This window comes from Streptomyces sp. NPDC029139, assembly GCF_055564335.1.
Genome location: NZ_JBVHWN010000010.1, coordinates 161927 through 182005, shown reverse-complemented (window position 1 = coordinate 182005; position 20079 = coordinate 161927). Strand labels below are relative to the sequence as shown.

The window sequence follows — 20079 nt, the reverse complement described above, 5'->3', positions numbered from 1 at the left end:
GGCGGCTCAGACGTCGAGCTGGTCGGCGACCGCCCGCAGCAGACCCGCGATCTTCTTGCCGTGCACCTTGTCGGGGTAGCGGCCCCGCTCAAGGCTCGGCGTGATGTTCTCCAGGAGCGTCGTCAGGTCCTGCACGATGGACGCCAGTTCGTCGGGCTTACGGCGCTGCGCCGCGGCGACGGACGGGGTCGGGTCGAGGACCGTGACGGAGAGCGCCTGGTCACCGCGCTGGCCCGCCACCACCCCGAACTCCACGCGCTGCCCCGGCTTGAGGGCGTCGACTCCGGCAGGGAGCACCGACGAGTGGACGAACACGTCGCCGCCGTCGTCCCGGGAGAGAAAGCCGAAGCCCTTCTCACTGTTGAACCATTTGACCTTGCCGGTAGGCACGTCTGTCCTTGTCCTCGTACTCGATGGATGCGCCGGGAATCCGGCTCTGGATAGCAATACAGCGGGTCGCCCGACCCGCCGCCACCAAGGCTAATGGGCTTCGGGCTGGTGACAAGACGTCGCCGGTTTGTTCCTCCGGCCTGGGAACTACCCTGGCCGAATGCGTAGTGAAACCCCTTCGGCCCCCTCGGACGACTCCGCGCCGGGTGACGGTCTCGTCCGGGCCGGTGCGATCGTCTTCATCATCGGCGCGGTGGCCACACTGGTCACGGTCGCCCCGCTGTTCCTGGGCACCGAGCCGTTCCCGCCCGTGGCGTACGCCGTGTGCATGCTGATGGGCGTCGGATTCCTGGTCGCGGGCGCCGGCGTGCTGCGCTCGATCGCGGCGCAGCGCCGCGAGGCGAAAGCCGCCACGGCTCCGGCCCGTCAGGCCTGATACGCCTCCCACCAGGGGCGGAACTCTGTCAGGTCGGCCAGGACGACATCGGCGCCCGCCGCACGCAGCTCCTCCGCGTCGCACGGTCCGGTGGCCACGGCCACCGACACGGCGCCCGCGGTCGTCGCGCCCCGCACGTCCCCCGTGTGGTCGCCGACGTACACGCCCGCGCCGTGCTCGCGCAGGGCCTCCGCCTTGCCCTCGGCCCACAGGCCGCCGATGACGGCGTCGGGGTCGATGCCGAGGTGGGCGAGGTGCAGCTTGGCGTGCGGCTCGTTCTTCGCGGTGACGACGATCGTCCGGCCGCCCCGCTCACGAACGGCTTGAATCGCGTCCCGCGCGCCGGTCATCGCGAGCGACGGCACGATCGCGTACGTCGGGTAGAGGGCGCGGTACTCGGCCACGCGCCGCTCGATCTCCGCCTCCGGGAACCAGTGCGCCAGCTCGTGCTCCAGCGGCGGCCCGAGCCGGGAGACGGCCAGGTCGGCGTCGATCGGTACGCCGACCTGGGCGGAGAAGGCCTCGTAGGTGGCCTTGATGCCCGGGCGGGAGTCGATCAGCGTCATGTCGAGGTCGAAGCCGACGGTGAGTGAAGTCATGGGGGACATTGTGCCCAGGTGTTCGAATCCGGCGGCTGCTTAGACTGAGCCAAGCCTTACCGAACTCGAACCCGCGTCCGCGCACCGCAGCCGAACCCGCACCTCCTGATGGGCCCCGATGACAGCCGCTTTCCCCTCCAGACGCGTCCTCGCCACCGTCGCCGCCGTCATCGCCCTCCTCCTCGCGGTCCTGCTGAGCCTCGCCGTGGGCGCGCGGGCCATCGCCCCGTCGACGGTGCTCGACGCGCTGCTGCACGGCGGGACGAGCGACGACGCGCAGGTCGTCCGGGAGATGCGGGTGCCCAGGACCCTGATCGGGCTGATGGTCGGCGCGGCACTGGCCCTCGCGGGCACGGCCCTCCAGGGCATCACCCGTAACCCCATCGCCGACCCCGGCATCCTCGGCATCAGCCAAGGGGCCTCGGTGGGGGTGGTCTTCGCCATCGCCTTCGCCGGGGTGCACACGCTGACGGGGTACGTGTGGTTCGCCTTCGCGGGCGCGGCCCTCGCGTCGGTCGCGGTGTACGCGGTCGCCGCCGCCGGGCGGGGCGGGGCGACGCCGGTGAAGCTCGCGCTCGGCGGCGCCGCGATCAACGCCCTGCTGCTCTCCGTGACGACCGGGATCCTGACGACGAGGGCGGCGGCGCTGGACGAGTTCCGGTTCTGGCAGATCGGCTCGCTCGACGGGCGGGACGCCGAGGTCGTCGGCCAGATCTGGCCGTTCCTGCTGATCGGCGCGGTCCTCGTGGTGTCCGTGGCGCGCGGACTCGACGCGCTGGCGCTGGGCGAGGACGTGGCGAAGGGGCTCGGCCAGCGGGTCGCGACCGTACGGGTCGTGGGCGGCGTCGGAGCGACCGTGCTGACCGGCGCGGGGGTGGCGGCGGCCGGTCCGATCGCGTTCGTCGGTCTCGCGGTCCCGCACATCGCCCGCGCCATCGTGGGCGGCGACCACCGCTGGGTGCTGCCGATGGCGGCGCTCGTGGGGCCGGTGATGCTGCTGGTGTCGGATGTGATCGGGCGGGTGCTCTTCCCCCCGGGCGAGGTCCCGGCGGGTGTGATGACGGCCCTCATCGGCGTGCCGTTCCTGGTGACGCTGGTCCGCCGGAAGGCGGTGCCGGCATGACCGCTGTACGCCCCGTGGGTCACGGGATCGTGCGCTTCGGCGGCGGATCGTTCCTGCTCCACCGCCGCTCGGCCGCGGTGGCCGTGGGCCTGGTTCTGGTCCTGGCCGCGGCCGGCGTCGCCTACCTCTGTGTCGGCGAGAGGTTCGTCGAACCGTCCGAGGTCCTGAAGGTGCTCGTCGGGCAGGACTCGCGGGCCGCCTTCGTCGTCGAGGAACTGCGGATGCCGCGGCTCGCCGTCGGGCTGATGGTCGGCGCCGCGTTCGGCATCGCGGGCGCGCTCATCCAGACCGTCGCGCGCAATCCGCTCGCCAGCCCCGACATCATCGGCATCAGCCAGGGCGCGGGCGCCCTCACGGTCGGCGCGATGACCTTCGGCCTCACCTCGTACACCGTCCTGCCCTACCTGTCGATCGCGGGCGGCATCGCCGCGGCGGCGCTCGTGTACGTCTTCGCCTGGCGCGGCGGGCTGCACGCGACCCGGTTCGTGCTCATCGGCATCGGCTTCGCGATCGCCCTGCGCTCGCTCATCACCCTCTTCATGACCAAGGGCGACTACCTGGTCGCCCAGCAGGCCCAGATCTGGATGACGGGCTCGCTCAACGGGCGCGGCTGGGACGAGGCCGCGCCGATCCGCTGGACGCTGCTCGCGCTGCTGCCGGCGATCCTGTGGGCCGCCCGCGCGCAGCGGACGGTCTCCCTGGACGACGACACGGCGACGGCGCTGGGCGTACGGCTCGGGCGGGTCCGTCTCGGACTCGTGGGTGTCGGTGTCGTGCTCGCCTCGGTGGCCACGGGGGTGGCCGGTCCGGTCGACTTCGTGGCGCTGCTCGCGCCGCAGATCGCCCGCCGTATGACCCGTACGGCGCAGATCCCGCTGCTGTGCTCGGCCTTGACGGGGGCGTTCGTCGTGGTCCTGGCGGACTTGCTGGGGCGGCGGCTGTTCTCGCCGACCGAGCTGCCCGTGGGTGTTCTGACGGCGGCGGTCGGCGCCCCGTACCTGATCTGGCTCATCGTCCGGAGCCGAAGCGTGGGAGGAACGTCGTGAGCCGGAGCCGGCTGACCACGCGCGAGCTGACGCTCGCGTACGAGAACCGTACGGTCGTGCGGGACCTGGACCTGGCCGTCCCCGACGGCAAGGTGACCGTGATCGTCGGCCCCAACGCGTGCGGGAAGTCGACGACGCTGCGGGCGCTCGGCCGGCTGCTCAAGCCCGCGGGCGGCGCGGTGCTGCTGGACGGGGAGTCGCTCGCGAAGCTCCCGACCAAGCGGATCGCGCAGCAGATCGGCCTGCTGCCGCAGACCCCGGTCGCCCCGGAGGCGATCACGGTCGCGGACCTCGTGTCGCGTGGACGCCAGCCGCACCAGGCGTGGTGGAAGCAGTGGTCGCGGGAGGACGAGCGGGCCGTCGCCGACGCGATGGAGCGCACGGACGTCGCCGCGCTCGCCGAGCGGTCGGTGGACGAGCTGTCGGGCGGGCAGCGGCAGCGCGTCTGGATCGCGATGGCGCTCGCGCAGGAGACGGACCTGCTGCTGCTCGACGAGCCGACGACGTACCTGGACATCTCGCACCAGGTCGAGGTGCTGGACCTGGTACGCCGCCTGAACGTGGCCCGGGGACGGACGATCGTCCTGGTGCTGCACGACCTGAACCAGGCGGCGCGGTACGCCGACCACCTGGTGGCCATGAAGTCGGGCCGCGTGGTGGCGGAGGGCCACCCGAAGGACGTGGTGACGGCGGAGCTCGTGCGGGACGTCTTCGGCCTGACCTCGGTGGTGATCCCGGACCCGGTGACGGGGTCGCCGCTGGTGATCCCGGGGGCGCCGTGGGGCGCGCCGGAGACGGCTGCGACGAAGGGCTGACGGGGGCCTCCTTCGTCGCGGGCGCCCACACCCCCACCCGCGTGCGGGGATCCTCCCGCTGGGGCGACGGGGGTGAGGGAAGGGACAGCTGCCGCCCGTCAGTGCTTGCGGGCGCGCCAGAGGAGGAAGAGGGCCGAGGCCACCGCCGCTCCCTTGAGCGCCCACGGCCAGGTCTCCGCGATCGCCGCGCCCATCGCCTCGCCCCCCTCGGCCACCGGAGCGCCCCAGCGGCGTTCGACCCGGCCCCAGATCCAGACGGCGCCCGCCGTGGCCGCGAGGGCCGGGAGGACGACGACGGCCCACTGGCTCTCCGCGCGGGAGAGGCGGCGGGAGGCGTAGGCGAGGAGCCAGCCCCCGGCGAGGGCCAGGAGGGAGCCGAAGACGACGCCGCCGATCAGGAGGAGCGCGGCGAGCAGGAGGACGGGGTTGCCGAGGCGGAGGCGGCCGGGTGTGGCCACCCCCTCCGTGGCGGGGTCCGCGTCCGGGTCCAGGCCGGCGGCGGATGCGGGCGCGACAGCACGGCGAGGCCGCAGCAGGCGCTCCCACCCCCGGCGCGGCGCGTCCTCCTCGACCGCCTCGCCCCCCTCCTCGGCCTCGTCCGTCTCCCCCGCCGGCGGCTTGAGGAGTTCCGGGATCTCCACCCCGCCCCGGAACCCCGGCACCAGGTCGTCCCCCGGCAGCGGCTCCGCCTCGGTGCTCCACCAGTCCGGTTCCGTGTCGGCCGCCCCGACCTCGTCCGTCCCCGCCAGGTGCGGTGAGGTCGCCCACGCTTCCGGCCCGGGCCCCGGTGCGGCTTCCGGCTCCGCACTCGGCTTCGGCACCGCCCGCGCCTTCCGCAGGCGTCCCTGCTGCTCGGGCAGCGCCGGTACGGGCGGAATCCCCGCCGCCCGGTCCACCACCTCGTCCGGGGTGCCCAGCTGCTCGAGGATGCTCCGGACCGCCGTCGGACTCTCCCGGCCGTCCGTGGCGCGCCGACGGTCGATCTCGCCCCGCAGCGACGACACGAGCCGCATCCGCGTGGCCGACGACAGCTGCCGCTGCTGCGCCAGATCGCCGATCCGGCTCAGATAGTCGAAGACCAACTGGTCGCTCTCGATCCCCACGATGCCCCTCCACGGCCGGTACGCCCCGACGTTAGCGCCCGCGCAGGGGCTAACGTGGGGCGGATGGGGATCGGTGAGCTCGATCGGGAGGCGCACGTGCCCGGAGGAACTGGCGCCGCCGCTGCGCCACGCACGCTTGCGGAGGCGCTGCGCGCGCGGGGCGACGAGGGGCTCGCCGCGCTGCTGCGCGCACGCCCCGACCTCCTCTCCCCCGTGCCCAACGACCTGACCCAGCTCGCGACCCGCGCCGGCACCCGCGGCTCCGTCGTCCGCGCGCTCGAACGGCTCGACCGGTTCACGCTCCAGACCGCCGAGGCGCTGGCCGTGGCCCCCGACCCGGCCCCGTACCCCGTGCTCCTCGCCCTGCTCACCGGCGACGACGGCGACCCGGACATCGAGGCCGCGCTGCCGCGCGCGCTGGAGGTGCTGCGCGAACAGGCGCTCGTCTGGGGCGAGGACGACCGGCTGCGGCTGGTGCGGACCGCGCGCGAACTGCTCGCGCCCTCGCCGCAGCACCCGTCCCCGACCGGCCTGGGCCCGACCGTCGCCGAAGCCACGGCGGGCATGTCACCGGGCCGGATCCAGGAGATCCTCGCGGCGGCCGGACTGCCCGCGACGCACGACCCGGTCTCGGCGGTCGCCGCGCTGACCGAGCTGTTCACCGACCGGGACCGGATGGGCGCGCTGCTCGACACGGCGCCGCCCGACGCGCTGGCGGTCCTCGACCGGCTGGTGTGGGGGCCGCCGTACGGCGAGGTGACGCCGAACCCGGCCCCGCCGGTGCGCTGGCTGCGCGACCGCGGCCTGCTGCTGCCCGCCTCCCCGCGCACGGTGGTCCTGCCGCGCGAGGCCGCGCTGCACCTGCGGGGCGGCCGGGCCCACCGCACGCCGGAGCCGCACGCACCGGCGCTGTCCGTCCTGCGCACCTATCCTCCCCAGGCTGTGGACAACGCGGCGGCCGGCCAGGCGTACACGGCGCTCGCGACGGTCGAGGAGCTGCTGAAGAGCTGGGACCAGGGCGGCCCCGCCGTCCTGCGCTCGGGCGGTCTGTCGGTACGGGACCTCAAGCGGACGGCCGCGGCGCTGGACGTCACGGAGCCGGTCGCGGCGTTCTGGCTGGAACTCTGTTACGGGGCGGGGCTGCTGGCCTCGGACGGCGAGGCGGACGAGCGGTACGCGCCGACGCCCGCGTACGACGACTGGCTCGACCTGCCGGCGGCCGAGCGCTGGGCCGCGCTCGTCACGGCGTGGCTGGTGGGGACGCGTACCGCCGGTCTGGTCGGCGGCCAGGACGCGAAGGGCCGCGCGCTGTCGGCGCTGGGCCCGGACCTCGACCGGGGCGCGGCGCCTGAGATCCGGCGGCGGGTGCTCACCCTTCAGGCCACGCTGCCGCCGGGCTCGGCGGCGGACCCGGAGTCGCTGCTGGCCCGCCTGAGGTGGGAACGCCCCCTGCGGGGCACGGCCGCCAGGCCGGCGGGACCGGGCACGCCGGGCGGCGCCCCCTCGGGAGCGGCCTTCGGCGCCGGCACCGGCGCCCCCGACCAAGGCACCGGCACGGGCACCAGCGCGGGTACGGGCACGCCGTACGGCCGAGGCACCGGCACCGGCGCGGGCACCGCGTACGGCCGGGGCACGAGCGCCGGCCCCGGCACCGCGTACGGCCGGGGTACCGATGCCGGGCAGCTCCCCGGCGCCCGCACCTCCTCCCCCTCCGACCTCCGCTCCCGGATCGCCCTGTGGACGCTGTCCGAGGCCGAGATGCTCGGGATCACCGGCCGCGGGGCCCTCGCCTCGCCCGCCCGGGCGCTGCTCAACCTGCCCCTCGCCGAGGCCGCGGCCGAGCCGGTGGCCGTCCACGACGTCGAGCTGTCCGTCGCCGCCTCCCGGGCCGCGACCCTGCTCGCCCCGCTCCTCCCCGAGGCCGTCGACCACGTGCTGCTCCAGGCCGACCTCACCGCGGTCGCGCCCGGGCCGCTGCGCCGTCCCCTCGCCGACATGCTCGCCGTCCTCGCGGACGTGGAATCGAAGGGTGGCGCGACCGTCTACCGGTTCACGCCCGGCTCCGTACGCCGCGCGCTCGACGCCGGACGCAGCGCTTCCGACCTGCACGACTTCCTGACGGCGCACTCCCGCACGCCGGTCCCGCAGCCCCTCGCGTACCTCATCGACGACGTGGCGCGGAAGCACGGCCACCTGCGGATCGGCGCCGCCTCCGCCTATGTGCGCTGCGACGACGACGCGCTCCTCGGCGAGATCCTGGCGGACAAGCGGTCCGCGTCGCTCCGGCTGCGCCGCCTCGCGCCGACCGTGCTCGCCGCGCAGACCGACCCGGCGTCGCTGCTCGACGGGCTGCGGTCGATGGGGTACGCCCCGGCCGCCGAGTCCGCGGAGGGCGATGTGCTGATCACCCGCGCCGACGCCTACCGCACCGGCGCCCGCACCGCACCCGCCCCCGTCCCCGAAGGCCCGCCCGTACCCGACACGACCCTGCTCGGCGCGGCGGTCCGCGCGATCCGGGCCGGGGACCTCGCCTCCACGGCCGTCCGCAAGGAGCGCCCCGAGGGCGCCCCGCCGGCCCCCGGCGAGCTGCCCCGCACCTCCGCCGCCGAGACGCTCGCCACGGTCCAGGCCGCCGCGATGACGGGTTCGGCCGTGTGGATCGGCTACGTGAACGCGGAGGGCGCGGCCAGCCAGCGGGTCATCGCCCCGGTCCGGGTGGAGGGCGGCTTCGTGACGGGCTACGACCACACGGCGGACGAGGTCCGCACGTACCCCCTGCACCGCATCACGGGCGTCGCGGAACTGGCGGACGACCACGTCTAGGACGTGCCAGGCGTCGCGGGCCAGGCGGGACTTTCCGGACACGGCCCAGGTCCCGCCGGGGCGAAGGTCACCCGCCGCTCCCCCCTGCACCGGCCGCCCGTCATGCACACTGGATGTTTGGCCGCTACCGGATTCCAGGGAGCGGCACGGCGGGAAGGACCCTGAAGGCGTGAACGGACCACTCATCGTCCAGAGCGACAAGACCCTGCTCCTGGAGGTCGACCACGAGCAGGCCGACGCCTGCCGGCGAGCCATCGCGCCCTTCGCCGAGCTGGAGCGGGCGCCCGAGCACATCCACACCTACCGCGTGACCCCGCTCGGGCTGTGGAACGCCCGGGCGGCCGGGCACGACGCCGAGCAGGTCGTCGACGCGCTGGTCGAGTTCTCCCGCTACCCCGTGCCGCACGCCCTCCTCGTGGACGTCGCCGAGACCATGGCCCGCTACGGCCGGCTCACGCTCTCCAAGCACCCCACCCACGGTCTCGTCCTCACCACCACCGACCGGCCCGTCCTGGAGGAGATCCTCCGCTCGAAGAAGGTGCAGCCGCTGGTCGGTGCCCGGATCGACGCGGACACGGTCGCCGTGCACCCCTCCGAGCGCGGCCAGATCAAGCAGACGCTCCTCAAGCTGGGCTGGCCGGCCGAGGACCTGGCCGGGTACGTGGACGGCGAGGCGCACCGCATCGACCTCGCCGAGGACGGCTGGGCCCTGCGGCCGTACCAGAAGCAGGCCGTCGAGGGCTTCTGGCACGGTGGATCCGGCGTCGTGGTGCTGCCCTGCGGCGCGGGCAAGACGCTGGTCGGCGCCGGTGCGATGGCGCAGGCGAAGGCCACCACGCTGATCCTGGTGACGAACACCGTCTCGGCCCGCCAGTGGAAGCACGAGCTGGTGAAGCGGACCTCGCTGACCGAGGACGAGATCGGCGAATACTCCGGTACGAAGAAGGAGATCCGGCCGGTCACCATCGCCACGTACCAGGTCCTGACGACCAAGCGGAAGGGCATCTATCCGCACCTGGAGCTCTTCGACTCCCGGGACTGGGGCCTGATCGTCTACGACGAGGTGCACCTGCTGCCGGCGCCCGTCTTCAAGTTCACCGCCGACCTCCAGGCCCGGCGGCGCCTCGGCCTGACGGCGACACTCGTCCGGGAGGACGGGCGGGAGTCGGACGTGTTCTCGCTGATCGGGCCCAAGCGCTTCGACGCGCCGTGGAAGGAGATCGAGGCGCAGGGGTACATCGCGCCCGCCGACTGCGTCGAGGTCCGGGTCAATCTCACCGACGCCGAGCGGCTCGCGTACGCGACGGCGGAGGCGGAGGAGAAGTACCGCTTCTGCGCGACGACGGCGACGAAGCGGAAGGTGACGGAGGCCCTGGTGAAGAAGTTCGCCGGGCAGCAGATCCTCGTCATCGGCCAGTACATCGACCAGCTGGACGAGCTCGGCGAGCACCTGGACGCGCCGGTCATCAAGGGCGAGACGTCGAACGCGCAGCGCGAGAAGCTCTTCGAGGCGTTCCGGCAGGGCGAGATCAGTGTGCTGGTCGTCTCGAAGGTCGCGAACTTCTCGATCGACCTGCCCGAGGCGACGGTCGCGATCCAGGTGTCGGGCACGTTCGGCTCGCGCCAGGAGGAGGCCCAGCGCCTCGGCCGGGTGCTGCGGCCGAAGGCCGACGGCCACCAGGCGCACTTCTACTCGGTGGTCGCACGGGACACGATCGACCAGGACTTCGCGGCGCACCGCCAGCGGTTCCTGGCCGAGCAGGGGTACGCGTACCGGATCGTCGACGCGGACGAGCTGATGGCGGGCGAGGCACCGCCCGCGTAGCTCCTCCCCACACGCCAAGGGGCCCCGTCCTGTCCGGACGGGGCCCCTAGGCCGTGTCCGGAAAGTAGCGCCGTCTGCCCGCAGGGCAGGGTCCGCGGCGTCTGGTGCGTGCGATCGCAAGGCGGAGGGCCGCCCTCGTACTGGGTGTACTTGGGCGATCCGACAACGCAGCGAGGGTACGTGCCAGGCGTCGCGGGCCAGGCGGGACTTTCCGGACACGGCCTAGGCGTGCGGCGGTCAGACGGCGGGGTTGAGAACCAGCTTCGCCTGGTTGTTCCGGACGTTCGGGTCGAACGCCAGGGGCGCGTCGCCGTACGGGGGCTTCAGCGTGACCGCTCCCTTGGCGCCGGTGACGACGGTGTCGATCCGCAGCTCGAAGGGGAAGGTCACGGTCTGCTTCTCGGCCACCCAGATCGGCAACTGGCACAGGTAGCGCGGGGCACCGGTACGGACCTCGCTGTCGTACCAGCCGCCGTCCAGGGTGCGCGGTTCGCAGTTGTCCGGGACGGCCGTGACGGTGGCGCCACGGGGGACGGTCACGTCGACGGCGCCGACCGGTTCGCCGGAGCCGAGGTTGGCGATCCAGGCAGGGCCGCGGTTGCGGAACGTCAGCTCCGCCTTCACCGTCTCGCCGGCGGCGCCGCTCACCTTCGCGCCGCGGACCGCGAAGTCCGCCGTGTTGGTGGCGGTGATGGAGGCGATCCCGCCGTGGCCCTCCGGCGACAGGTTCTCGACGCCGCCGCCGGGCCTGACGCCCATGTCGATGCGCTCGGCGAGCGCGTACGAAGCCACCTTCGCCAGCAGCGGTGACGGCAGGGTGAAGGTGCCGCCCGGCTCGACGACGTCGTCGAAGACGCAGTCCGTCCTGGTGATCGGCTTGATCGTGCCCTCGCCGATCGGCGTACTGGTGCACTGCGGGGCGACGGCGCCGATGTCGAGTCCGCGAGAGACGTAGAAGGTGACCTCGACCCCGTCGGCCCGCTCGTTGCCGTTGTTGACGACGGAGAACGGCACGGGCACGGTGCTGCCCGGCGCGACGTCCGAGACCGGCGCCGGCGGGGTCAGGATGAGGTCGGGGCCGGAGGCGACCCTGACCGTGGTGGTGTTCTCGTACGCCGTGAGCAGGCCGCCCTCGCCTGTCGTCGTGGCCGTCGCCGTGTAGGAGATCCGGCCGCCGGCGCCGGCGTCCGCCCCGGCTGCCGCGCGGACCTTCAGGTGGACCTGGGGGAAGCCCGTCAGCGGGACCTCGGGGAAGGAGCACACGGCGGTCGTACCGGCCGGCGCGCAGTTCTCCGGCCAGGTGACCTCGGCCACGCCGGCCAGGCCGGAGACGTCGACGGTGAGCCGGCCGTCGGTGACGCGGTAGGTGTCGTTGTCATGGGAGAGGCCCAGGGCCACGGTGGTGGCCGGGACCTGCGTGCCGTTGTCGGCGGCCTTGGGCAGCACGAGTTCGTACGGCGCCGCGATCCACAGCTGGTCACTGTCGGCGGCGGCCGGGGTGGCGGCCAGCCCCACCGTGAACAGACCCGCTGCGGTGACGCTCGCACCGAGCCGCGCGACGCGGCCGGCGGAAGGCTTTCTCATGATCTCCTCTGTTCCTCTGTGCTCCGTGGGGAGACGGCGGTGCGAAGAGGAGACCTCCCGGGCCCGCGGATAGTTGCACGGTCCGCCGAGGCGAAAACCATTCGCCCGCCACCGCGGGCGGAAGCTACACTCTCCGACTTCCCCGCCTCCCTTTCGTGGAGAGTCGCCGTCCGGTCGGAAACCGGCGGCCCCCGTCATGCACGCGTACTCGGAGGCACCGCCATGTCCGCTCAGGACGACCCGCTCGCGCGCGAGCGCGCCCATCTCGCCGACTCCCGTGCCGCGCTGCGCGCGATGCGCGAGGACGCCGAAGCGCTCGACATCAAGGACGTCACCGCGAACTGGGTCAACGCCGTCGTCCTGCGGGGCCAGGTCGAAGAGCGGATCAAGGCGCTGGCCGACCTCTCCCACACCCCGCTGTTCTTCGGCCGGCTCGACTACCTGCACACCACGCAGGAGGGGCAGCGCTTCTACATCGGCCGGCGCCACGTCCACGACGCCCAGGGCGACCCGATGGTGATCGACTGGCGCGCGCCGGTCTCGCAGCCCTTCTACCGGGCGTCGCGGAAGGACCCGCAGGACGTGGGCCTGCGGCGCCGCTTCGGCTACACGGGCGGCGACCTCACCGCGTACGAGGACGAACACCTCTCCGACCCGCGGGAGCTGGAGCGGACGAGCCGGCTGCTCCAGGCGGAGATCGAGCGCCCCCGCGTGGGACCGATGCGGGACATCGTCGCCACCATCCAGCCCGAGCAGGACGAGATCGTACGGTCCGGGCTCTCGGGCACCGTCTGCGTCCAGGGCGGCCCGGGCACCGGAAAGACGGCCGTGGGTCTGCACCGGGTCGCGTTCCTCCTCTACGCCCACCGGGAGCGGCTGGCCCGTACGGGCACGCTGGTCATCGGCCCCAACCGGTCCTTCCTGCACTACATCGAGCAGGTGCTGCCGGCGCTGGGCGAGCTGGAGGTGCGGCAGGCGACCGTCGACGACCTCGTGGCGCACGTCGAGGTGCGGGGGACGGACGAGGCGGCGACGGCGGTCGTCAAGGGCGACGCGAGGATGGCGGAGGTGCTGCGGCGCGCGGTCCGCTCGCACGTCACGCTGCCCACCGAGCCGCTGATGGTGGTGCGGGGCTCCCGCCGGTGGCGCGTGCCGGCGTACGAACTGGAGGAGATGGTCCGGGAACTGCTCGACCGGGACATCCGCTACGGCGCCGCTCACGAGGCGCTGCCGCGGCGCGTCGCGCACGCGGTCCTGGTGCGGATGGAGCAGGCGGGTGAGGCGCCGGACGACCGCGTGCAGGACGCGGTGGCCCGCAACGCGGCGGTGAAGGCGTTCGTGAAGGCGGTCTGGCCGGCCGTCGACCCGGCGAAGCTGGTCCTGCGGCTGCTGAGCGATCCCGCGTTCCTGGCGGAGCACGCGGAGGGCGTGCTGTCGGCGGACGAGCAGAAGCTGCTGCTGTGGGCGAAGCCCGCGCGGTCGGTGAGGTCGGCGAAGTGGTCGGCGGCGGACGCGGTCCTGATCGACGAGGCGAAGGACCTGGTGGAGCGCACGCACTCGCTGGGGCACGTCGTCCTGGACGAGGCGCAGGACCTGTCGCCGATGCAGTACCGGGCGGTGGGGCGCCGCTGCTCGACCGGCTCGGCGACGATCCTGGGCGACCTGGCGCAGGGCACGACGCCGTGGGCGACGGAGAGCTGGGCGCAGGCGCTGGGGCATCTGGGGAAACCGGAGGCCGTGGTCGAGGAGCTGACCGCCGGTTTCCGTGTGCCGCGCGAGGTCATCGCGTACGCGTCCAGGCTGCTGCCGCACATGTCCCCGGGCCTGGCGGCGGTGGAGTCGGTCCGTGAGAACCCGGGCTCGCTGGAGATCCGGCGTTTCCGGCCGGAGGAGCTGGACGCGGCGGTCGTCGCCGCCTGTGTGGAGTCCCTGGGGCAGGAGGGGTCGATCGGCCTGATCGCCGCCGACGCGCGGATCGCGCCGCTGGCGGAGGCGCTGACCGCCGCCGGCCTCGTGTATCTCTCCCCGGGTGAGGAGACGACGGCCGAGTCCCGGCTGACGCTGGTCCCGGCCTCGCTGGCGAAGGGCCTGGAGTACGACTACGTGGTCCTGGACGACCCGGCGGCGGTGGTCGACGGCGAGCCGGACGAGCGGACGGGACTGCGGCGGCTGTACGTGGCGCTGACCCGTGCCGTCTCGGGACTGACGGTTCTTCACTCCTCGCCGCTGCCGCCCCAGTTGGACGAGGACTGACGGACGCCGTTCCGCAGTGCGGCGAGGCCGGCTCACAGCCGGCCTCGCCGTCGGCGGGTCCCCTCCTACTTGGTCGTGGGCAGGGCCACGAGCGAGTAGGAGGTGTCGCTCATGCTGGCACCGACCGTGGTGACGTAGATCGTGTCCTTGTGCCAGAACGGCCACGCGCCGACGCCCAGGTTCTTGTCCACCTCTTCGGGATACTCGGCGACCGTCGTCATCGCACCGCTCTTTCGATCGAACTCCACCAGCTTCGGCTCCTTCGTGGCCTCGGTGACGTACACCAGAAGCCGCTCACCGCCGGTCTCCCTCAGCGGCATGTACTGGATCGGGTCCGATGACGGCGCCTTCCACAGCTCCTTGCCGGTGTCCAGGTCGTAGGCGACCAGCGTGCGCGCCTCGCCCTCGCCCTCTCGCTCGCTCGTCCCCAGAAGGAAGATGTTTCCGAAGCCCGCCGCCTGACGCATCGGGCTTCCGTTGTCGTCCGTGAGGGCGTAGTACTTCTCCGTGATCTTCGGGAGCTTGCTGCGCAGTTCGCCGGACTTCTCGTCGAGGGCGAACACATCGACCCCCCGCCCCACGGCGCTGATGACGATCGGGGAGCTGGAGAGGACGATCTCCGCCTCGGCCTCGCCGAATCGCTTCGTCCACCGGGCCTTGCCGGTGGCGGGGTCGATGAGTGACGCCTCGGTCCACGGCTCGCCGGAGAACGCGTCTCCGCCGTCGCACCTGTTGAGGCGGATCAGGTTCTTACCACCGGTGTACGTGCCGGGGTAACAGCCCTTCGGAGCGGCCTTCTTCACGTCCCAGGCCGTGGAGCCGTCGGACGCCTTCAGCGCGACCTGCTCCAGGTCCGTCCTGACGACCACCGCCTCGCCGGTCCGGGCCACCGCGAGCTTCGTGCCCGAGCCGAACTCGTCCTTCACCTTGAAGCGCTTGTGCCAGAGCTCCTTGCCCGTGCCGAGGTCGTACGCGGCGACGTGATCGCACTTGCCGTGTGCCCCACCGACGCCCGAGGCGCCGTAGGCGACGATCCCGATCCCGCCGTCGGAACCGGCGGGTGCCACGCACGCCTGGTTGCCCGCGCCGGGGAGCGGTGTGGCCCACAGCTTCTTCCCGGTGGCCCGGTCGTACGCCTTCACACCGCCGGCCAGGGTCTGCACCACGGCCTTGTCGGTGAACCAGGTGCCGTCCACCTCCTGTTCGCTGTTCCCGCCCCACTCGGACTTCGCCGACACGCTCCACAGCGGATCGGTGGGCGCACCGACCAGCACGTACCAGGCGGCTCCTCCCGCTCCGCCGAGGACGACGAGCGCGAGGACGAGCAGCACGATCAGCCCGGTGTTCTTCTTGCGCGGCGGTGCCGCCGGAGCGGGAGCCCCCGGGAACTGCTGCGGATAACCATGGCCGTAGCCCTGCTGGGGCGTCATCGGCTGCTGTTGCTGATGGCCGTAGCCCTGCTGGGGGTATCCGTAGCCCTGCTGCGGTGCGGGCGGCTGCTGTTGCTGGCCGTAGCCCTGCTGGGGTGCGGGCGGCTGCTGTTGAGGCGGCACGGGAGCCTGCGGCGGCATGGGCGGCCGCTGCCCGTAGGGGCCGGTGCCCGGCACGGGTCCGTTGGTGCTCATCAGCTGTTGCTCCTGACGTACTGGGCCCACGCGGCCTCGAATTCGCTCTCGTCCATGCCCACGGCCTTCCGCAGCTGCTGCTCGAACTCGGTGGGCTTCCTGTAGTGGGACACGACGAACTCGAAAGCCGCCTCTTCGCCGCCCTTGTCGGCGATGAACTGCACCGCGAGATAGCTGAGCGCGTAGTTCATGCCGATGGAGTTGAGGGAACCCTCGAAGTCCTGCTCCGGCAGCTTGCCGTCGAAGTCCTGACCCGACAGGTCGCGGCGGACCCGGTCCTTCCCGAGTCCTCGGTCGAAGCGGTACGCGACGTACTCCGCGAACCCCTCGACGACCCACGCCCGGATGCTCGTCTTCTCGTCGTAGCCGTACGACCCGTCGTCCAGGGGTTGCACGAGCGCATGCGCGATCTCGTGGCGCGATATCTCGGCCACGCCCCGCTGCCAGGCGGAGGAGGTGAAGCGGCTTGTGGAGGCGTCCAGCTTGATGCGCGCACCGCCGTACTCCAGCGTGCTCCCCGTTCCTCCCGCGTACCCCGCGTTGAAGGCCGGCATCGGCACGCTCTGCCCGGCGTCCCAGCCGACGTCCCGGCCGCCGTTGTTGTAGAGCTTGGTGTACGTCTTGCGGTCCGGCTCGATCACGACGAGGAAGCCGGAGGGTATGTCGGGAACCTCGGGAGCCTTCGACTTCCACAGGTCCACGTCGGCCTTGGCCGCCTGCTCGATGACCGGCGCGTAGCGACCGGCGGCGGCGGCGTTCTTCTTCGCCGCGATGGTCACGGTGTGCGCGTCCCGCTTGACGAACATGTCCTCGTAGAGGTCCCAGGGCGCCGGGTAGTAGACGGCGGATGCCAGTCCGTATGCGGAGGGTGAACCGCCCACGCCGGTGATGCGCGGCTCGGCGGACGCTGACTCCCGCTCCACCGTCCACCGGTACCACTCGGACACCGGGCGTACGTCGACCCCCTTGATCTGATGCACGAAGGCGATGTCGAGGGCGACCTTCACGTCGGAGCCGTACTCGTCCGAGCCGCCGGTCTGCTTGAGGACCATGTACTTGGATTCGGCGAAGGGCACCTTGCGCAGGTTCCGGAAGACCTTGCGCTGTTCCTCCTTGGCCTGGCCAGCAAAGGGGGCGAGGTACGCCTCCTCGTCACCGCTCTTCAGTGCCCGGGTGCGGCCGTCGAGCAGCGTGGCGATGTCCTCCTGGCTCACGAGCTGCTCGGTGTCCTCCCCCGAACCTTCGGCAAGGGGCAGGGATCCCCCGCCGACCGCGTTGTACAAGGCGAACCCGCCGACACCGAGCACGGCCAGGAGCGCCAGGACCGAGATCCCGATGACGGCCTTCTTCAGCCCCTTGCCGCCGCCCGGTTCGCTGGGCGGTGGCGGCCCGGGCGGGTACCACCCGGGCTGCTGGGGCGGTGCCCCGTGGGGGGCGGTGGGCTGCTGGCCCGGTGCCCCGTACGGACCCGCGGGGCCCGGCCCTCCGGGCGGCGCCGAATAAGACATGGTTTCCCTCTCGCACCATTCGCTCGATGAGGGAGCACGTGGCCCGGTCCGGCCGCACGGAGGAGCGAAGGCGCAACTCTGCCGGGGGCCGTCCGAGTTGCGTGTACGAGCTCATGCCGAGCATGTCACGCACTCTCCCGGCCACCCTCCCCGTTACTCACACACACCCTATGGCCTTCGCTCGCGCAACGCCGCGCCGTCCGGTAGGACTTCGGTGCAGAAACCGTGATCGGTACCGTCCGGCACGGTGACGCGGGTGACGATGCTGCCGAAGGAGTGGGCGACCAGGTCCGCGCGGGCGGCGCCCGTCCGCCACTTCACGTACGCGGCGAGCCGGCCGGACAGGACCTCGTCGGCACGCCCGTGCCTCACACCTCCGCCGGGTACTCGGAGAGGGCCTGGGACCGGGCGCGGCGGGCGACGGCGGCCAGGACGGGGTTGGTGGACCGGTAGCAGTGCTCGGTCACCAGGCCCCAGCCGAGCGCCCAGCCCCGGCCCCTGGCCCAGGTCGCGTCGTCGACCTGGGCGGCCTCGCGGAACAGCGGGCGGGTCTCGGGCGTGAGCAGGGTCCAGGCGACCATCATGTCGCAGGCCGGATCGCCGGTTCCGACGCCGCCGAAGTCGATGACGGCGCCGAGCCGCCCCTCCCGGGTCAGCAGGTTGCCGGGCAGCAGGTCGCCGTGGACCCAGACGGGGTCGCCGCCCCACTGCGGAAGGCGCAGCACCGACTCCCACGCCTCGGTCGCGGCGGCGCCGTCGACCGTACCGTCGGCGCCGAGGTCCCGCAGCGCCCGGTCGATGTGGTCCCCCGTCCACTCGGTGACCTTGCCGCCGCGGAAGGACCGCGGGCCTCCGGTGGCGTCCACGGCCCGCAGGGCGACACCGAAGCGCCCCAACTCCACGGCGCCATGGGCGAGTTCGGCGATCGGTTCGTCGAAGGCGTTGGCTCCGTCGAGCCAGCCGTACACGGCCCAGGGCAGCCCGAAGCCCTCCCCCGGGACGCCCTCGCCCAGCGGCAGGGGCACGGGCAGCGGGAGGTGCGGGGCGAGGCGGGGCAACCAGCGCTGCTCCTTCACGAGGGACCGGGCGGAGTCGGCGGTCTTCGGCAGCCGGACCGCCATCGTGTCGCCGAGCCGGAACATGTCGTTGTCCGTGCCGGCCGACGGCACGTGCCTGACGGGGAGTTCCGCCCACCGGGGGAACTGGGCGGCGATCAGTCGGCGCACGAGGTCGGTCATGGCGCGGAGGGTAGCCAGCGCGACTCGCGCCGGGCCAGCGGATTACGGTGGGGCGGCGCGATCGCGAGGAAGGGCGGACCACCATGGCGAGGACGACCGTCGTCACCGGCGGCAGCCGGGGGATCGGCGCGGCGACCTGCGTACGGCTGGCGGCCGAGGGCCACGATCTGGTGCTCGGGTACGTACGCGACGCCGCCGCCGCGCAGGAGACGGCGCGAGCGGTCAGGGCGGCCGGGGCGCGCTGTGCCGTGGTGCGGGCCGACACCGCCGTCGAGGCGGACGTGGAGCGGCTGTTCGACACGGCGGAGACCGAACTGGGCCCGGTGACCGGCCTGGTCAACAACGCGGGGGTGACGGGCCCGCTGGGCCGCCTCGCGGACGCGTCGACGGAGGACCTGCGCCGGGTGGTGGAGGTCAACCTCCTCGGCTGTCTGTTGTGCTGCCGCCGCGCTGCCCGTGACATGGCCGCGCGCGGTGGCGGGGCGATCGTGAACATCTCCTCCGCCGCCGCCACGCTCGGCAGCCCCGGCGACTACGTCCACTACGCGGCGACGAAGGCGGCGACCGACGCCCTGACCGTGGGCCTCTCCAAGGAGCTCGGCCCGGACGGGATCCGGGTCAACGCGGTGGCTCCCGGCATCATCGAGACCGACATGCACGCGACGATGGGCGACCCCGACCGCCCGTCGAAGGCCGCGCCCACGATCCCCCTGGGCCGCCCGGGCCGCCCGTCGGAGATCGCGGCGGCGGTGGCCTGGCTGCTCTCCCCGGACGCCTCGTACACGACGGGCACGATCCTGAGGGTCTCGGGCGGCCGCTGAACCCCGTGGGGCGCGGGCCCGGCCGTGCGGTCGGTGCGCCCTCCCACCCGCCGGTGAGCACCGGCAGGTGAGGGCACGGTGGTGTCCGGGCCGCGCGGACCGATCCCGGCGGCGGGAAGGCGTCCGGCTCTTCCGGCGGAGGAGGCGATCCCGTCGCGTCTGCGCGTCCTTACGCGTCCAGCGCCTCGCGCCAGGTGCGTACCGCGGCCGTCGAGACCGGGGCCGTCCAGCCCTGGGGGCGGGCCGCGCCGCCGATGTGGAAGGCGGTGAGGCCGGCCGTGCGGAGCTCCGGGAGGTGGTCGAGGCGCAGGCCGCCGCCGACCAGGATCTGCGGCTCGTAGCCCGGCTCGCCCGCAGCCGCCCGCGCGGCCTCGGACGTGAGGACGGCCAGGCCGTCGTCGACGCCGGTGGCCGCGCCCGCCGTGAGGTAGGTGTCGAGGCCCGGCAGGTCCGCGAGCTGCTTGCGCACGGCGTCGCGGTCGGCGGCGCGGTCGATGGCGCGGTGGAAGGTCCAGCGGCAGCCGTCCAGGACGGCGATCAGCCGCTCGACCGCCACCAGGTCCGCGTCCCCGTGCGCCGTCAGGAATCCGAGCACGAACTCGTCCGCGCCCGCCTCCCGCAGGTCGGAGGCGCGGGCCACCAGCGCGTCGACGTCGCCGGCGGCAAAGCCGTCGGCGAGCCTGAGCATCACGCGCAGCGGGATGTCCACGGCGCCACGGATCACCTCGAAGCCGGTCCGCGACGGCGTCAGCCCGTCCGCCGCCATGTCCGTGACCAGCTCGAGGCGGTCCGCCCCGCCCTCCTGGGCGGCGACCGCGTCCTCGGCGTCGAGGGCGATCACCTCAAGGACTGCACGCTTGCTCATCGAGCCCATTCCTCCATGAATGACG

17 protein-coding genes are annotated in these 20079 nt (G+C 73.2%); 8 read left to right on the top strand and 9 right to left on the bottom strand.

Annotation, left to right across the window (positions count from 1 at the left end; all coding sequences use genetic code 11):
- Nucleotides 1-6: 6 nt before the first annotated feature.
- A complete protein-coding gene (locus ACZ4VW_RS22680; RefSeq protein ID WP_361861263.1) occupies nt 7-390 on the bottom strand; it encodes a cold-shock protein in 384 nt (127 codons plus the stop codon).
- A 160-nt stretch (nt 391-550) separates the two neighbouring features.
- Here ACZ4VW_RS22680 and ACZ4VW_RS22675 point away from each other — a divergent pair, with 160 nt between their 5' ends.
- On the top strand, nt 551-826 hold the full coding sequence (locus ACZ4VW_RS22675) for a hypothetical protein (RefSeq protein WP_467965142.1): 276 nt from the start codon (nt 551-553) through the stop codon (nt 824-826).
- Here ACZ4VW_RS22675 and ACZ4VW_RS22670 read toward each other — a convergent pair.
- A complete protein-coding gene (locus tag ACZ4VW_RS22670) occupies nt 817-1434 on the bottom strand; it encodes an HAD family hydrolase (RefSeq protein WP_467965140.1) in 618 nt (205 codons plus the stop codon). The genes ACZ4VW_RS22675 and ACZ4VW_RS22670 overlap by 10 nt on opposite strands.
- Nucleotides 1435-1543: 109 nt before the next feature.
- Between ACZ4VW_RS22670 and ACZ4VW_RS22665 the strand changes: the two genes are divergently transcribed.
- Genes ACZ4VW_RS22665 through ACZ4VW_RS22655 form a run of 3 tightly spaced genes read left to right on the top strand, consistent with a single transcriptional unit; the run spans nt 1544 to nt 4409 of the window.
- The gene (locus ACZ4VW_RS22665; protein WP_467965138.1) at nt 1544-2548 is read left to right on the top strand and encodes a FecCD family ABC transporter permease; all 1005 of its coding nucleotides are present in this window, start codon (nt 1544-1546) and stop codon (nt 2546-2548) included.
- Entirely contained in the window at nt 2545-3594 is a 1050-nt protein-coding gene (locus tag ACZ4VW_RS22660; protein ID WP_467965136.1) for a FecCD family ABC transporter permease, read from the top strand. The genes ACZ4VW_RS22665 and ACZ4VW_RS22660 overlap by 4 nt, the downstream gene beginning before the upstream one ends.
- Complete coding sequence (locus ACZ4VW_RS22655; RefSeq protein ID WP_467965134.1) at nt 3591-4409, top strand: ABC transporter ATP-binding protein; 819 nt, start codon at nt 3591-3593, stop codon at nt 4407-4409. Before ACZ4VW_RS22660 ends, ACZ4VW_RS22655 begins: the two co-directional genes overlap by 4 nt.
- A 98-nt stretch (nt 4410-4507) precedes the next feature.
- Here the strand turns inward: ACZ4VW_RS22655 and ACZ4VW_RS22650 are convergent, their stop codons facing one another.
- Nucleotides 4508-5512, bottom strand: coding sequence for a hypothetical protein (locus ACZ4VW_RS22650; RefSeq protein WP_467965132.1), 1005 nt, complete (start codon nt 5510-5512; stop codon nt 4508-4510).
- Nucleotides 5513-5575: 63 nt separating this feature from the next.
- Here ACZ4VW_RS22650 and ACZ4VW_RS22645 point away from each other — a divergent pair, with 63 nt between their 5' ends.
- Nucleotides 5576-8335, top strand: a complete 2760-nt coding sequence (locus ACZ4VW_RS22645; RefSeq protein WP_467965130.1) for a helicase-associated domain-containing protein — start codon at nt 5576-5578, stop codon at nt 8333-8335.
- 169 nt (nt 8336-8504) lie between these two features.
- On the top strand, nt 8505-10160 hold the full coding sequence (locus tag ACZ4VW_RS22640) for a DNA repair helicase XPB (protein WP_467965128.1): 1656 nt from the start codon (nt 8505-8507) through the stop codon (nt 10158-10160).
- 237 nt (nt 10161-10397) lie between these two features.
- On the opposite strand, the gene ACZ4VW_RS22635 is transcribed toward ACZ4VW_RS22640, so the two are convergent.
- Nucleotides 10398-11744, bottom strand: a complete 1347-nt coding sequence (locus ACZ4VW_RS22635; protein WP_467965126.1) for a COG1361 family protein — start codon at nt 11742-11744, stop codon at nt 10398-10400.
- Between the two features lie 222 nt (nt 11745-11966).
- Here ACZ4VW_RS22635 and ACZ4VW_RS22630 point away from each other — a divergent pair, with 222 nt between their 5' ends.
- The gene (locus ACZ4VW_RS22630) at nt 11967-13997 is read left to right on the top strand and encodes a HelD family protein (RefSeq protein WP_467965124.1); all 2031 of its coding nucleotides are present in this window, start codon (nt 11967-11969) and stop codon (nt 13995-13997) included.
- 65 nt (nt 13998-14062) lie between these two features.
- Here ACZ4VW_RS22630 and ACZ4VW_RS22625 read toward each other — a convergent pair whose 3' ends face one another.
- The 4 genes from ACZ4VW_RS22625 to ACZ4VW_RS22610 form a co-directional block, all read right to left on the bottom strand.
- Nucleotides 14063-15622: an outer membrane protein assembly factor BamB family protein gene (locus ACZ4VW_RS22625; RefSeq protein ID WP_467965122.1), complete on the bottom strand. Its 1560-nt coding sequence runs from the start codon at nt 15620-15622 to the stop codon at nt 14063-14065.
- A complete protein-coding gene (locus ACZ4VW_RS22620) occupies nt 15622-17130 on the bottom strand; it encodes a hypothetical protein (RefSeq protein WP_467965120.1) in 1509 nt (502 codons plus the stop codon). The genes ACZ4VW_RS22625 and ACZ4VW_RS22620 overlap by 1 nt, the downstream gene beginning before the upstream one ends.
- Nucleotides 17131-17298: 168 nt before the next feature.
- The gene (locus ACZ4VW_RS22615) at nt 17299-17502 is read right to left on the bottom strand and encodes a hypothetical protein (protein ID WP_467965118.1); all 204 of its coding nucleotides are present in this window, start codon (nt 17500-17502) and stop codon (nt 17299-17301) included.
- On the bottom strand, nt 17499-18368 hold the full coding sequence (locus tag ACZ4VW_RS22610; RefSeq protein WP_467965116.1) for an aminoglycoside phosphotransferase family protein: 870 nt from the start codon (nt 18366-18368) through the stop codon (nt 17499-17501). The genes ACZ4VW_RS22615 and ACZ4VW_RS22610 overlap by 4 nt, the downstream gene beginning before the upstream one ends.
- Before the next feature lie 83 nt (nt 18369-18451).
- Between ACZ4VW_RS22610 and ACZ4VW_RS22605 the strand changes: the two genes are divergently transcribed.
- Nucleotides 18452-19189, top strand: a complete 738-nt coding sequence (locus tag ACZ4VW_RS22605; RefSeq protein ID WP_467965114.1) for an SDR family NAD(P)-dependent oxidoreductase — start codon at nt 18452-18454, stop codon at nt 19187-19189.
- Between the two features lie 169 nt (nt 19190-19358).
- Here the strand turns inward: ACZ4VW_RS22605 and ACZ4VW_RS22600 are convergent, their stop codons facing one another.
- Nucleotides 19359-20054, bottom strand: coding sequence for a copper homeostasis protein CutC (locus ACZ4VW_RS22600; protein ID WP_467965112.1), 696 nt, complete (start codon nt 20052-20054; stop codon nt 19359-19361).
- Nucleotides 20055-20079: the final 25 nt, after the last annotated feature.

What these genes read in the sequence shown, in the direction of transcription:
- ACZ4VW_RS22605 (WP_467965114.1), top strand. Translation starts at nt 18,452, where the DNA reads ATGGCGAGGACGACCGTCGTCACCGGCGGCAGCCGGGGGATCGGCGCG.
- ACZ4VW_RS22635 (WP_467965126.1), bottom strand. Translation starts at nt 11,744, where the DNA reads ATGAGAAAGCCTTCCGCCGGCCGCGTCGCGCGGCTCGGTGCGAGCGTC.
- ACZ4VW_RS22675 (WP_467965142.1), top strand. Translation starts at nt 551, where the DNA reads ATGCGTAGTGAAACCCCTTCGGCCCCCTCGGACGACTCCGCGCCGGGT.
- ACZ4VW_RS22670 (WP_467965140.1), bottom strand. Translation starts at nt 1,434, where the DNA reads ATGTCCCCCATGACTTCACTCACCGTCGGCTTCGACCTCGACATGACG.
- ACZ4VW_RS22620 (WP_467965120.1), bottom strand. Translation starts at nt 17,130, where the DNA reads ATGTCTTATTCGGCGCCGCCCGGAGGGCCGGGCCCCGCGGGTCCGTAC.
- ACZ4VW_RS22625 (WP_467965122.1), bottom strand. Translation starts at nt 15,622, where the DNA reads ATGAGCACCAACGGACCCGTGCCGGGCACCGGCCCCTACGGGCAGCGG.
- ACZ4VW_RS22645 (WP_467965130.1), top strand. Translation starts at nt 5,576, where the DNA reads ATGGGGATCGGTGAGCTCGATCGGGAGGCGCACGTGCCCGGAGGAACT.
- ACZ4VW_RS22610 (WP_467965116.1), bottom strand. Translation starts at nt 18,368, where the DNA reads ATGACCGACCTCGTGCGCCGACTGATCGCCGCCCAGTTCCCCCGGTGG.
- ACZ4VW_RS22600 (WP_467965112.1), bottom strand. Translation starts at nt 20,054, where the DNA reads ATGAGCAAGCGTGCAGTCCTTGAGGTGATCGCCCTCGACGCCGAGGAC.
- ACZ4VW_RS22630 (WP_467965124.1), top strand. Translation starts at nt 11,967, where the DNA reads ATGTCCGCTCAGGACGACCCGCTCGCGCGCGAGCGCGCCCATCTCGCC.
- ACZ4VW_RS22660 (WP_467965136.1), top strand. Translation starts at nt 2,545, where the DNA reads ATGACCGCTGTACGCCCCGTGGGTCACGGGATCGTGCGCTTCGGCGGC.
- ACZ4VW_RS22665 (WP_467965138.1), top strand. Translation starts at nt 1,544, where the DNA reads ATGACAGCCGCTTTCCCCTCCAGACGCGTCCTCGCCACCGTCGCCGCC.